12 protein-coding genes and 1 pseudogene are annotated in these 13,067 nt (G+C 70.9%); 5 read left to right on the forward strand and 8 right to left on the reverse strand.

The annotated features are described in order from the left end of the window. Nucleotides 1-178: 178 nt before the first annotated feature. The 6 genes and pseudogenes from ACFFII_RS06505 to ACFFII_RS06530 all read right to left on the reverse strand — a co-directional run. Entirely contained in the window at nt 179-982 is an 804-nt protein-coding gene (locus tag ACFFII_RS06505) for a FliM/FliN family flagellar motor switch protein (RefSeq protein ID WP_377698186.1), read from the reverse strand. 9 nt (nt 983-991) lie between these two features. Beyond that, on the reverse strand, nt 992-1,345 hold the full coding sequence (locus ACFFII_RS06510; protein WP_377698069.1) for a hypothetical protein: 354 nt from the start codon (nt 1,343-1,345) through the stop codon (nt 992-994). A gap of 69 nt (nt 1,346-1,414) precedes the next feature. Further along, nucleotides 1,415-2,257 (reverse strand): ATP-binding protein, encoded by an 843-nt coding sequence (locus ACFFII_RS06515; protein WP_377698187.1) that lies wholly within the window; start codon nt 2,255-2,257, stop codon nt 1,415-1,417. Next, on the reverse strand, nt 2,247-3,101 hold the full coding sequence (gene tatC, locus ACFFII_RS06520; RefSeq protein ID WP_377698070.1) for a twin-arginine translocase subunit TatC: 855 nt from the start codon (nt 3,099-3,101) through the stop codon (nt 2,247-2,249). The genes ACFFII_RS06515 and tatC overlap by 11 nt, the downstream gene beginning before the upstream one ends. A gap of 3 nt (nt 3,102-3,104) precedes the next feature. After that, nucleotides 3,105-3,596 carry a Sec-independent protein translocase protein TatB gene (gene tatB / locus ACFFII_RS06525; RefSeq protein WP_377698071.1) on the reverse strand — a complete coding sequence of 164 codons (492 nt, stop codon included), beginning with the start codon at nt 3,594-3,596 and terminating at the stop codon, nt 3,105-3,107. Between the two features lie 186 nt (nt 3,597-3,782). After that, a pseudogene (locus tag ACFFII_RS06530) lies at nt 3,783-3,959 on the reverse strand (twin-arginine translocase TatA/TatE family subunit); the annotation flags it as partial. 191 nt (nt 3,960-4,150) lie between these two features. On the opposite strand from ACFFII_RS06530, the gene ACFFII_RS06535 reads away from it, so the two are divergent. Beyond that, nucleotides 4,151-4,765 (forward strand): retropepsin-like aspartic protease family protein, encoded by a 615-nt coding sequence (locus ACFFII_RS06535; RefSeq protein ID WP_377698072.1) that lies wholly within the window; start codon nt 4,151-4,153, stop codon nt 4,763-4,765. 96 nt (nt 4,766-4,861) lie between these two features. Here ACFFII_RS06535 and ACFFII_RS06540 read toward each other — a convergent pair whose 3' ends face one another. Both ACFFII_RS06540 and ACFFII_RS06545 read right to left on the reverse strand, forming a co-directional pair. After that, complete coding sequence (locus tag ACFFII_RS06540) at nt 4,862-5,308, reverse strand: DNA polymerase III subunit chi (RefSeq protein WP_377698073.1); 447 nt, start codon at nt 5,306-5,308, stop codon at nt 4,862-4,864. A gap of 12 nt (nt 5,309-5,320) precedes the next feature. Then, entirely contained in the window at nt 5,321-6,934 is a 1,614-nt protein-coding gene (locus ACFFII_RS06545) for a leucyl aminopeptidase (protein WP_377698074.1), read from the reverse strand. Between the two features lie 145 nt (nt 6,935-7,079). Here ACFFII_RS06545 and lptF point away from each other — a divergent pair, with 145 nt between their 5' ends. From lptF to ACFFII_RS06565, 4 genes are read left to right on the forward strand one after another with little or no spacing between them, the layout of a single operon-like run. Further along, a complete protein-coding gene (lptF, locus tag ACFFII_RS06550) occupies nt 7,080-8,222 on the forward strand; it encodes an LPS export ABC transporter permease LptF (RefSeq protein WP_377698075.1) in 1,143 nt (380 codons plus the stop codon). Beyond that, nucleotides 8,219-9,337: an LPS export ABC transporter permease LptG gene (gene lptG / locus ACFFII_RS06555; RefSeq protein ID WP_377698076.1), complete on the forward strand. Its 1,119-nt coding sequence runs from the start codon at nt 8,219-8,221 to the stop codon at nt 9,335-9,337. Before lptF ends, lptG begins: the two co-directional genes overlap by 4 nt. Then, entirely contained in the window at nt 9,337-11,676 is a 2,340-nt protein-coding gene (locus ACFFII_RS06560; protein WP_377698077.1) for an LPS-assembly protein LptD, read from the forward strand. Before lptG ends, ACFFII_RS06560 begins: the two co-directional genes overlap by 1 nt. A 31-nt stretch (nt 11,677-11,707) precedes the next feature. Next, entirely contained in the window at nt 11,708-13,057 is a 1,350-nt protein-coding gene (locus tag ACFFII_RS06565) for a peptidylprolyl isomerase (protein ID WP_377698078.1), read from the forward strand. Nucleotides 13,058-13,067: the final 10 nt, after the last annotated feature.

Here is a 13,067-nt window from a genome sequence, read left to right on the forward strand (position 1 = left end):
CCTCGTCGCGACGGCACTCGCCCACCGGTTCGTTTGCAGGGCCGTCCTCAGGGGAATACCTGAAAAGTGCAGCCCCAACTGCCAGCTTGCCATCGCAGCCTGACGCCTTGGCACTCGTCTTCCGTGTCGTTCGAACCGCTGTTCCAGGTGAAGACCTGAAGAATGCAGTTCGGACTGCCTAGCCGACTGCTGCAGCCTTGGGCTCCGAGATCAGCCCAGATGGCTGCACAGGCGACATGGCCTCGCTTTCCCGGAAGGCATCCGGGTCCTCCAGATCGGCGATGGGAGGCTCATGCGTCAGGGCGGGAACCGGCGCCTGCTGGTGCTCGGTCCAGCCGCTCGCGGCCGGAGCCTTCGCTTCGTTCCCCCCGAGCAGCCGCAAGGCGTGGCGGCCGGCGAACTCACCCAGCTTGCCCCGGAACAGGGCTTGCCCCGCCGTCGTCTCAAGCGTTGCGGCGGCAAGGATGTCGGCCGGCAGGACGATCGTGTCGCCGGGGGAGAGGGCGCGCAATTCGCCCAGCGAGATCATGCGCCGGCAGAGGACGCCGACCAGATCTATGGGAACGGACCTGACCGCAGCGGCCAGCGAGTCCCTCGGCCGGTCATCGCCGGTCGCCCTGGGCTGCGGGCCTTTCGGCTCGGGTTCAGGCAGCACGGATCTTGCTGCAGGACGAAGGGCCGCCGGGGCCACCGGAAGCGCGATGACCATGCGCCCGTCGCGCTGCCCCGCATCCCCTGCCCGCAGCCTCAGCGACAGCAGGTGAAAGGCCGTATCCTCAAGCATCAGGCCTAGGGGGCGCGGATCGTCCAGGAAGCTGGCGTAGCGGAAGCCGCGCAACCCCTCGAACCCCGGCAGCGCGGCAAGCTCGTCGCCCAGTTCGAACAGGCAGGCGTTCACGAGATCGGCGCAGATCGCGCCATCGGTCCGCGTGGGACGGCGCATCGGCACGGCCCGCGACGAGACGCGTCCCACCGCCTGCATCTCGATCACCTAGGCGAGCAGCCCCGGGCAGATCGCCACCGTGCCCAAGGCCTCGGCCGGGCCCTCGGCCACGAGGATCAGCGCCGCCTCGGGCAGGACCTCGCCAAGTTCCGCCAGCCCGGCCTGCCGGACTTCGACACGGTCGAAGAACAGGGGCAGGCCATGCACCCGCTCGGCCGCGCGCCCGATTGCGCCCGCGATGATCCGCTCGGGCGAACGCGGGAGAGGCGCGCCGGGGGAAGGCTGCGCAGCCTCCTCCACCGATCGCATGGCGCGGCGCCCTGCGGTCAGGGCAGCGACATGGCGCCGCAGCACCAGGCTGCCCCGCGCCGTCGCATCCGTGCTGTCCGCCGCGCCCTGCATCGCCCGTCCGAATCGCCGTGGTTTCCTGCCACCACTGTCGCAGGCAAACCTTACCACCCGGTTAGCGGCCTAGAGCGCCAGCCCCTTGCGGCCCGCGAGATCCGTGAAGAACTGCCAGGCCACGCGGCCCGAGCGCGCCCCGCGCGTGGCCTGCCATTCGATCGCCTCGGCCCGCAGCGTGGCGGGATCGACCTGCAGCCCGTAGGCCACGCAATAGCCCTGGATCATGGCGAGATATTCATCCTGCCCGCAGGGGTGGAACCCGAGCCACAGCCCGAAGCGGTCGGACAGCGAAACCTTCTCCTCGACCGCCTCGCCCGGATGGATGGCAGTCGCGCGCTCGTTGTCGATCATGTCGCGCGGCATCAGGTGGCGCCGGTTCGAGGTCGCATACAGCACCACGTTCGGCGGACGGCCCGAAAGGCCGCCGTCCAGCACCGCCTTCAAGGACTTGTACTGTGCGTCGTCGCTGGAAAACGAAAGATCGTCCGCGAACAGCAGAAAGCGGCGGTCGCTGTCCCCGAGGATCGCCAGCAGCCGCCCGACCGAGTCAAGGTCGTCACGGCTGATCTCGACCAGCACAAGGGGAAGGCCCTGCGCCACGGCCTCGGCATGGGCCGCCTTGACCAGCGAGGACTTGCCCATCCCCCGTGCGCCCCACAGCAGCGCGTTGTTGGCGGCGTGCCCTCGCGCGAATTGCAGGGTGTTGGCCAGCAGCGTGTCACGGGCGCGGTCGATGCCGACAAGCTGCTCCAGCGGCACGCGAGCCACGCGGCGCACAGGCTCCAGCCGGTCGGGGCCGGTGTGCCAGACATAGGCGTCGGCTTCCGTGAAGCTGGGAAGCGCAGCGGGCGGCGGCGACAAACGGTCCAGCGCGTCGGCGATGCGCGTCAGCGCCGGATCACTCGTCATCAACATCGACCCACAACCCTTCTGCACGCAACTGCGCCTCGCGCTTGGCCTCGATCCGGCGCACAAGCTGGATCGCCACCTCGTAAAGCGCATAGATCACGGAAAACAGCACGATCTGGCTGACGATATCAGGCGGCGTCACCATGGCGGCCAGCACCAGGATCAGCACGATCGCATAGCGCCGCATGGACGCGAGACCCGCGGCCGACACCAGCCCGGCCTTGCCCATCAGCGTCAGCGCCACCGGCAGCTGGAAGGACAGGCCGAAGGCCAGGATGAACTTGGTCGTCAGCGACAGGTATTCGCTGATCGAGCCCTGGAAGACGATGCCCGCCATCTCGGGATCGCTCGTCACCGGCTGGGCCGGGTCGTCGGGCAGGGCCAGAGGTCCGCTCTGGAAGCCGAGGAAGAAGTCAAAGGCCCAAGGAAGGATGATGAAATAGGCAAATCCCGCGCCCAGGGCGAACATCACCGGCGAGGCGATGAGGAAGGGCAGAAAGGCCTGCTTTTCCGAACGGTAGAGGCCTGGCGCGATGAAGCGCCACAACTGATAGGCGATCACCGGGAAGGCCAGGATGAAGCCGCCGAACATGGCGATCTGCATGGCCAGGAAGAAGCCTTCCTGCACCTTCAGCATGATCAGCCCGCATTCCTGCCCGCGCTTGGCCAGCGCCCCGCAGATCGGGTGAGTCAGGAAGTTGAAGACCGGCTGCCACACGAAATAGCACAGGATCGCGGCTAGGACGAAGGCCAGCACCGACCAGATCAGGCGGGTGCGCAATTCGGCCAGATGCTCGATCAGGGGGGCCGAGCTGTCGTCGATGTCGTCAGGACGTTGGGCCAAGCCTCAGCTCCGGTCAGTGCGGCGAACCGCGTGCAGGCGCCGGGCGCCGGGCTGCGGTTCGGCTGACGGTGCGCCACTGGCGACAGGCACCGTGGCAGGCGAAGCCGCAGCGGCAGGCGCGGGTGTCGCAGGCGTGGCCTGGGGCGGCGTGGCGGGCGGCGGCGCAGCCGGATCGGGGACGGCCGATGCCGCCTCGCGCACGGGCTGCAGCGGGTCCCACTTCTCGAACTTGTCGGCGGCGCGGCCCAGGGCGTCCAACCCCATGGCGCGCGGATTGGTCATCTTCTGCAGGTCGCGCAGGTCCTTTGTCGCGTCCTGGATGCCCGACGCCTTGGCCGCGTCCTCCATCGCCGAAGAGAATTCGCGCGCCATGCCCCGCGCCCGGGCCGTGATCCGGCCCAGCGCGTGGAACATCACCGGCAGATCCTTGGGGCCGACGACGATCAGCGCGACCACGCCGATCAGCAGAAGCTCGGTCCAGCCGACATCCAACATGGCTTGCCCGCCTGTTCCGCCCGATTACAGGCGGTCGGCGTCGCGCGGCGTCACGTCGCGCAGCGCGTCGGCCCGGCGGGCACGGGCAGCCTCGGCCTCGGCCTGGATGCGGTCGGCCTCGGCGCGGGCCTTGGCGGCGCGCAGTTCGAGATCGTCGGCGGTATGCTCGGCCGTCACCGCAGCGCGCTCGGCCGGGGTATCGACCGGGCGCTCGATCTCCTCGGCACCGTCGCGAACGCCGCGCTTGAAGGCGGTGATGCCCTTGCCGACCTCGCCCATCAGGGACGAAACCTTGCCCCGGCCGAACAGGACCAGGACGACAATGGCGATCAGAAGAAGCGCCATGGGTGAAGGTGCGTGCATCGTCTCTCTCCGTTGTCGGGCCGATGGGCCCCTGCGGCGGATGTCTGCGGACGGCCGCCTGGATGCATATAAGGACAGCGCGCGGCCGCCGAAAGGCCTTTTGCAGTCACAGCCGCGCGTCCGGGCGCGACCGGTGCCGTCCCGCCGAAAAATGATGGTCCGCACTGGCGCTTGGCCCCCGCGCACCCAAGATGTGGCGCGACGCCCCCGTGACCGAGGAGCCCCGTCCCATGATCGCCGATCCTGCCCGCCTGGTCTTTCTTGCGCTGCTGCTGGTGGCGCTTGGCGGATTCCTGGTGGTCGAGTTTCGCCGCGACGCAGGCTCGGCCTTGCGCGCGGTGGTGGCCTGGGGGCTGATCTTCGTCGCCGTTGTCGCTGCCGCCGGGTTGTGGGAGGACGTCCGGCGCGACGTCTTGCCGCGCCAGGCGGTCGTCAGCCCCACGCGGATCGAGGTGCCGGTCGGACCGGACGGTCATTTCCACCTGACGGCCGAGCTGAACGGCGTTCCCGTGCGCTTTGTGGTGGACACCGGCGCCTCTTCGATCGCGCTGCGGCCGCGTGACGCCGAGCGGGTCGGCATCGACCTGGACCGCTTGGTCTTTGCCGGCCGTGCCCGCACGGCGAACGGGCTGGTGCCCACCGCGACCGTCCGGCTGGACAGCGTCGCCATCGGCGAGATCCTGGACGAGAACGTCCCCGCGCTCGTGATCCGGGGCGAGGTGGATCGCTCGCTTCTGGGGATGGACTATCTCAGCCGCTTCGCCCGCGTCGGGTTCGAGGGCGGCATGCTGGTGCTGGAACGGTGATGCCGGCCAGGGGCCAGCCCCCGGACCCCCGGGATACTTGGACGAAGAAGAAAGACTGTCTGGTCGGGCAAAGGCTTAGCTGAAGCACGGGCGGCGTCAGCGCTTCTTTTCCCAGCGCCCGCCGGCCTCGGACCAGTATTCCGCAGGGACGCCCGCGCCCGTGAGCATTCGCCACTGGCTGCGTGCGACGTTCAACGCGCTTTCGTCATTGCCGTCGAAGACGATGCAGACGCGCTGCGCCGTTGCGCATTCGGCCGGGTCCACCCCGGCCCCGTCGATGGCGATCAGGCAGTCGGCCCCGGCCGTTCCCTGCCCCGCCACCGTCAGCAGCACCGGCTGCATAGCGTCATGCGGGCCGCCCGCCAGTCCGTGCGGCAGGAAGCCGTCCCCTTGCCAAAGCAGCTCGTCCAGCCGCGCCATCCGCGCGGCTTCGGCGCCGCGCAGTTCCACCCGCCAGCCCGCCTGCCGCGACTTGGCAATGAGGGATGGCACCAGCGTCTCGGCGGTCGAGCGCGTCAGGTGGTAGAACAGCGCGTTGCCCAAGCTGCTGCGGCCTTACTTCGCCTCGAAGCGGTCGCGGATCAGGCGATCCAGCGTCATCACGCCCCAGCCGGTCGGCCCCTTGGGCGCCAGCGTCGTTTCCCCGGGCGGCAGCGTCACGCCGGCGATGTCCAGATGCGCCCAGGGCGTGCCCTTGCGGATGAAGCGCTGCAGGAACTGCGCCGCCGTGATCGAGCCCGCAGGCCGCCCGCCCGAGTTCTTCATGTCCGCCAGCCGCGACTTGATGAGGTCGTCATAGGCGGGTGCCAGCGGCAAGCGCCATAGGCCCTCGCCCGCAACGTCGGCGGCCTTCAGAAGATCGCCCGCAAGCCCGTCGTCGTTGCTGAAGAGTCCGGCCTTGTCATGGCCCAGCGCGATGATGACGGCGCCCGTGAGGGTGGCGAGGTTCACCACCGCCGCAGGCTGGAAGCGGTCCTGCGCGTACCAGAGCACGTCGGCCAGCACCATGCGCCCCTCGGCGTCGGTGTTCACGACCTCGATCGTGTCGCCCTTCATGGACCGCACGATGTCGCCCGGACGCTGGGCGCGGCCGTCAGGCATGTTTTCCACCAGCCCGACCAACCCCACGACATTGGCCCTGGCGCGGCGCAGCGCCAGCGTCCGCATGACGCCCGCGACGACGCCCGCGCCGCCCATGTCCATGGTCATCTCCTCCATCCCCTGCGCGGGCTTGATCGAGATGCCGCCGGTGTCGAAGACGACGCCCTTGCCGACCAGCGCGAAGGGAGCTTCCTCCCCGCCGCCCTGCCAGCGCATCACGACGACCTTGGAGGGGCTTTCCGACCCCTGCCCCACGGCCAGCAGCGCCCGCATTCCGAGGCGCGTCAGCTCCTCCTCGACCAGAACCTCGACCTCGAGGCCCAGTTCGCGCATCGCCAGCAGGCGGTCGGCAAAATCGGTGGTGGTCAGGACGTTGGCGGGCTCGTTCACGAGGTCGCGGGTGAAGAACACGCCCTCGGCCAGGGCCGCGCCGGACTGGGCGTCGCGGGCAGCCGCCTCGGGGTCGTCGCACAGGACAGTGACACGGGCCTTTTCGGGCTGCGGCGGCTCGGCAGGCTGGTCCTGCGGTTCGTCAGCAGGCGCGGGCTCGACAGCGGCGGCATCGCTCAGGCGTGCCTCGGGGGCGGTGCCGTGGGTGACGCTCTGGGGTTCGGCGGCGGGAACGTCCTCGGCCGGCTTCGTCTCGTCGGCCTGGGGCGAGGACTTGTAGGCCGAGAACTCGTAGCCCCGCAGCGCAAGGCCCAGCGTCAGCTCGGACACCGGGCAGCGGGCGCCGCAGACCACCGTCACCTCGCCCTTGCCCATGCGCGCGCCAATGGCCGCGCCCGCCTTGCGGGCCAGGGCCGCATCCGCGCCGCGCGGCAGGCGGATCAGCTGCACGGCCTCGGCGGCGAGGCCCGCGGGAAAGGCGATCTCCATAGCCGCGCCCGGCTTGAGGTCGGCCCAGGCTTTCGCGGCGACCGCGCGGCCCAGCGCCTTGCGGGTGGCCTGCGGCAGGCCCTTGGGCAATTGCGCGCGGTCATCCAGGACCAGGACCAGCCTGCCGGAGCGGGCGGACAGGTCGGCATCGGCAAGGGGCTGGAATCGGATTTCGACGGGATGGGTCATCGCGCAGGAGCCTTCGGTTCGGAAGCGTTCCCGACCCTAGACCTGCCCCCGCGCCTTGACCAGACGCACCGCGACAAAGGGGCGAAGGGCTTTCGCGGCGGCACCGGGGCGGATAAGCAGGAAGCCACCCGAGCCAGGATGGGACATGACCCGGATCGACCGATACATGCTGTCGCAGTTCCTGACCCAGTTCGGGTTCTTCGCGCTGGTGCTGGTCTCGGTCTACTGGATCAACCGCGCCGTGCGGCTGTTCGAGCAGTTGATCCAGGACGGCCAGACGGCGCTGGTGGTGCTGGAGTTCACCGCCCTGACGCTGCCCGTGGTGATCGCGCTGGTGCTGCCCGTGGCGGCCTTTGCCGCGGCGGCCTACGGGACGAACCGGCTGGCGTCGGAATCCGAGCTGACGGTGATGCAGGCGGCGGGGCTTTCGCCTTGGCGGATGGCACGGCCGGCGCTGGTCTTCGGGCTGCTGGTGGCCCTGATGGTGGCGGTGCTGGCGCATGGGCTGGTGCCGATGGCGCGGACTCGGCTGGCCGAGCGCCAGGCCGACATAGCCGAGAACGTGACCGCCCGCTTCCTGCGGCCGGGCGCCTTCCAGTACCCTTCCGACGGCGTGACGCTGTTCATCGGCGAGATCGCCCCCGACGGGCGGCTGATCGACCTGTTCCTCGAGGACGCGCGCGACCCGGCCAGCCAGACCATCTACACCGCCGAGGAGGCGCTGGTCCTGCGCAGCGAGGACGGCCCCCGGCTGGCGATGGCGCGCGGCATGGTCCAGACGTTGCGCAGCGAGCCTGGGCTCGAGCCGCGCCTGTCCACGACGCGCTTTGCCGATCTCACCCATGACATCGGCGGGCTCTTCTCGGCCGGCGCACGACGCGGGCGCGATCTGCGCGACTATTCGACGCCCCGCCTTCTGAACCCCGACGCCGAGCTTCTGGCCGCGACCGGCGCCTCGGCCGACCGCGCGCGGGCCGAGGCGCATGAGCGGCTGGCCCAGCCCCTGCTGGCGCCCATCGGGGCGCTGCTGGGCTTTTCGATGCTGCTGCTGGGAGGCTTTTCACGCTTTGGCGTGTGGCGGCAGGTGATCTGGGCCGTGGTCGCGCTGCTGGCCGTGCATTTCCTGCAGACGGCTGCCGCCACCCGCACGGCCAAGGCGCCCGAGACCTGGCCGCTGCTCTACCTGCCCGCGCTGGCCGGGGCGGGGATCATCGCGGCCACGCTCTGGACCGCCGCGCGCCCGCGCCGGATGCGTCCGGCCGAGGCCGCGCCCGGGGCCGCGACATGATTCTGCAGCGCTATGTCGCCCGGCGCTTCCTGCGCCAGTTCCTCGTGGTCTTCGGGGTCTTCGTGGCGATCCTGTTCCTGATCGACATCATCGAGGAAATCCGCCGTTTCGGTGGCCGCGACATTGGGCTGGTGGGGCTCGCCGGGCTGGCCGCGCTGAACATCACCGCAAGCCTTTACGGCATCCTGCCGCTGCTGGCGCTGCTGGCGGGGATCGCGCTGTTCCTGGGCCTGTCGCGCAGTTCCGAAATGGTGGCGATCCGCGCGGCGGGGCGGTCGGGCCTGCGCATCCTCTGGGCGCCGACGATTACGGCCGTGGTGCTGGGGGCGGTCCTTGTCAGCGTCATGAACCCGATGGTCGCTGCCACCACCAAGCGCTACGACGAGGCCGCCGCGCGCGCGGCGGGCGAGGTGCCGCAGACCATCTCGCTGGGGCGCGGCGCAGTATGGCTGCGCCAAGGCGTGCCCGCAGGGGCCGCGGGAACGGGCGAGGACGGCGGGCAGATCGTGATCCGCGCCTCGCGCGCCAGCCCCGACGCGACCACGCTTTACGACGCGACCTTCCTCGTCTTCGACGAGACGCGCGGCCCCGTGCGCCGCATCGTCGCGCAATCGGCCCGGCTGGTGGACGGCGCCTGGGCGCTGACCGGCGTCAAGGAATGGCCCTTGGGCGCGGCGAACCCGGAAAACGCCGCCATGGCGCTGCCTGGGCTGACGCTGCCCACCGAACTGACCGCCGCCCGCATCCGCGACGGCTTCGGCGCGCCCGAGGCGGTGCCGATCTGGCAGCTGCCCGACTTCATCCGCGGGCTCGAACGCGCGGGCTTTTCCGCCCTGCGCCACAAGGTCTGGCTGATGATGGAACTGGCCCGGCCCTTCCTGATGGGCGCGATGGTCATGGTCGCGGCCGTCTTCACCATGCGTCCCATGCGCGGGCGGCGCAGCGGGATGCTGGTGCTGACCGCCTTCGTTGCCGGCGTGGCGCTGTTCTTCCTGCGCAACCTGACGCAGGTGCTGGGCGAGGCGGGCGAGGTGCCCCCCGCCTTTGCCGCCTTCACGCCCCCTCTGGTGGCAGCACTTCTGGCACTGACCGTCCTTCTGCGGCTGGAGGAATGATGACCCGCGCTGCCCTTCCCCCTGCCCGCCGCGCCGCCCTCACGATGGCAGTCGCGCTGACGCTGGCCGGCCCGGCCGCCGCGCAATCGCCGCGCGTGGCCTCCCTGATCGAGCGGCCCGGCCCGGCGCTGGCCCCGACCCGGTCGATGCAGGCGGGCGACCGGCTGGCGGACGGCACCAGCTTCACGCCGCCCCCGGTCGTGATCGCGCCCCGCCGCCCCCCTGCGCGGGGCGACGCGCCTCCCGGCCCCGAGGATGCGGCCACGCTGCTGGCCGATCATGTCGAGCTGTCGGGAAACCAGGTCCTGACCGCCTCGGGCGGAGTCGTGGTCTGGTTCCGCGGTGCGCGCCTGATCGCCGAGCGGGTGATCTATGACGGCAACGCCGGGACGCTGGCGATCGAGGGCCCGATCCACCTGACCGAGCCCGGCGCGGAAGGAACGCCCTCGGAAGCGGTGCTGGTCGCCGATGCCGCGCAATTGGACGAGGACCTGCAGGACGGCCTGCTGACCGGCGCGCGGCTGGTCCTTGCGCGCGAACTGCAGTTCGCCGCCGCCGAGGTGCGCCGCACGGGGCAAGGCCGGATGACCACGCTGACGCATGTGGTCGCCTCTTCCTGCCAGGTCTGCGCCACCGACCCCACGCCCTTGTGGGAGATCCGGGCCCGACGCATCACCCATGACGCGGAAACCCGGCGCATCCATTTCGACCGTCCGCAGTTCCGCGCCTTCGGCCTGCCCATCGCCACCCTGCCGGTACTCTCCGCCCCCGATCCCACGGTCGAGCGGATGACGGGCTTCCTGCAGCCGCGCTTCCGCACGACTTCGGGCCTGGGCTTCGGGGTGATGCTGCCCTACTTCATCACGCTGGGCGACAGCGCGGACCTGACCCTGACGCCCTATGTCTCGGCCAGCCGCACGGCCACGCTGGGGCTGCGCTATCGGCAGGCCTTCACCAACGGCGCGGCCGAGATCAACGGCGCCCTCAGCGACGACGACCTGGAAGAAGGCACCCGCGGCTACCTGTTCGGCGCGGCCGCCTTCCGGCTGCCCCGCGACTACCGGCTGGGGCTGCAGGTCCAGACCGCCTCGGACCGCGCCTATCTGCTGGACTACGACGTCACCGACGCCGACCGGCTGTGGAGCGGGTTGACCCTTGACCGCGTGCTGCGCGACCGCCTGCTGACCTCCCGTGTCGGCCGCTACGAGACGCTGCGCGAGGACGAGGACGAGGCGACCTCGCCCGGGCTCGTGGCCGACGCCCTGTGGGAACGCCGCGTCCGTCCCGCCCTGATCGGCGGAGAAGCAGGGCTGCAGTTTTCCGTCCATGCCCACCAGCGCGATTCCGGGGCCGACATCGCCGGCCGCGACATGGCACGGGCCTCAGCGCGGCTGGACTGGCGGCGCAGCCAGGTTCTGGCCGGAGGCTTCGTCGCGGCGGCGCAGGCGCGGCTGGATGCCGACCTTTACCGCATCCGCGACGACAGCCGCTTCGACGGCACGGAAGCCCGCGCCATCCCGATCGGCGCGGTGGAGCTGCGCTGGCCCCTGCTGGCGCGGCGGGGCGGGGCCGCGCATCTGCTGGAGCCCGTGCTGCAGGTCGTCTGGTCCCCCGACATCGACGACGAGGACCGCGTCCCGAACGAGGATTCGCGCCTGGTCGAGTTCGACGAAGGCAACCTGTTCGCCCTCGACCGCCTGCCCGGCCGCGATGCCGTGGAAGGGGGCCTGCGCGCGAACCTCGGCGTGACCTGGACGCGCATCGACCCGGCAGGCTGGTCCCTGGGCCTGACCGCGGGCCGCGTGCTGCGCGCCGACCCCGACCCGGCCTTCGAACGCTATGGCGAGGTGCTGGCAGGCCGCCAGTCCGACTGGCTGCTGTCGGCGACCTACTCGGGCGCCAGCGGGCTTGCCATTGCCAACCGCGCGCTGTTCGACAGCGACCTGAACCTCAGCCGGGACGAGTTGCGGCTGGGCTGGCTCAAGCCGGGGTTCGAGCTGTCGGCAGGCTACCTGTGGATCGACGCCGTGACCGAGGAGGGCGAGGCCCGCGACGTGTCGGAACTGACCGCCGCCACCGGCTGGCAGGTGGCCCAAGGGTGGCGGGCCACGGCCGAGACGCGCTACGACTTCGTCGCCGACCGGGCGCAGAAGGCGGAACTGGGACTGGAATACCGCAACGAATGCGTGACCGTGGACCTGTCGGTGTCGCGCCGCTTCACCTCGTCGGACACGGTGCGGGCGGATACGGACGTGGGACTGTCGGTGCGGCTGGGCGGCTTCGGGCGTTCGCGCGACACGGGCGCGGCCCCGGTGGCGCGGCGGTCCTGCCTGCGCTAGGTTGGCGCGCAAGAACGAGGATGAGGCGACGATGCGGCAGATGATTCACGCGACGACGATGGCGGTGCTGCTGGCCGCGACGGCCCTGCCCGCCCTGACGCAGGCCGGGCCGCTGTCGCCGGTCGCTTATGTCAACAACTCGGCCGTGACGCAGTATGAACTGGACCAGCGCGTCCGCTTCCTTGAAATCCTGCGCGCGCCCGATGCCAACCGCGAGGCCGCGCTGCAGGCGCTGATCGACGACAGGCTGAAGCTGCAAGCCGCCAGGCAGATGGGCATCGCCGTCACCGACCAGGGGCTGGAACAGGGTCTGGCGGAATTCGCGGGCCGGGCGAACCTCAGCATCGAGGCCTTCACCGAGGCGCTGGCCCGCGAAGGCGTGGACCGCCAAGCCTACCGCGACTTCGTCCGCGCGGGCGTCGCCTGGCGCGAGGTCGTCCGCCAGCGCATCGTCCCCACCATCACCGTCAGCGACCGCGAGGTCGAGCAGGAGCTGACGCGCGAGATCGAGACCCCCATCATCACCCAGGTTCTTGTGTCCGAACTGGTGATCCCCGCGCCTCCGGGGCAGGAGCAGGCGGCCCTGGCGCTGGCCCAGCGCCTGTCGGAAACCGTAACAAGCGCCGGTGAATTCTCGGCCGCTGCGCGGCAGTATTCGGCCGTCCCCTCGGCCGCGCAGGGCGGGCAGGTGCCCTGGACTCCTCTGGAAAACCTCGCCCCCGGCCTGCGCAACATCATCCTCGGCCTGCAGCCGGGCTCGATCAGCCAGCCGCTGACGGTGCAGGGCGCGGTGGTCCTGTTCTTCCTGCGCGACACGCGCGGACGCCTGCGCGCGGGCGCCGAGGCGCAGACGGTGGATTACGTCGAACTTTCCCTGCCCTCGGCGGCGGAAGGCGCGCGCATCCTCTCTGTCGCCGACAGCTGCGAGACGGTCTATGTCGAGGCGAACCGCATTCCGGGCGACGTGATCCGGCGCCAGACGCAATCGCTGGACGCGGTGCCGCTGGACGTGGCGCAGCGGCTGGCCTCGCTGGACCCGAACGAGGGGACGGTCATCGACTATGGCGCGGGCGCGCGGCTGGTGATGCTCTGCGACCGCACGCCCTCGCTGATCGCGGACACGACTCCCTCGACCACGCTGCCCGGCCTGCCCGTGCCCGCGCGACGCGAGGAGGCCCCTGCCGCAGGCGCCGCCGAGGCTCCGAACGCGCAGAACGCGGCCTCGGACGCGGCCCAGGCGGCAGGCGTCGCGTCGGACGGCGCCCCGCCCCTGCGCTCGCGCGAGGATGTGCGGGCGGTGATCTTCAACCGCAAGGCCACGCTTGCCGCCGACGCCTACCTGGCCGAGCTGCGCGCCGACGCGCTGATGCGACGGCCGTGACGCGCTGCCC

The organism is Paracoccus niistensis (genome assembly GCF_042432925.1).
Lineage (GTDB): Bacteria > Pseudomonadota > Alphaproteobacteria > Rhodobacterales > Rhodobacteraceae > Paracoccus > Paracoccus niistensis.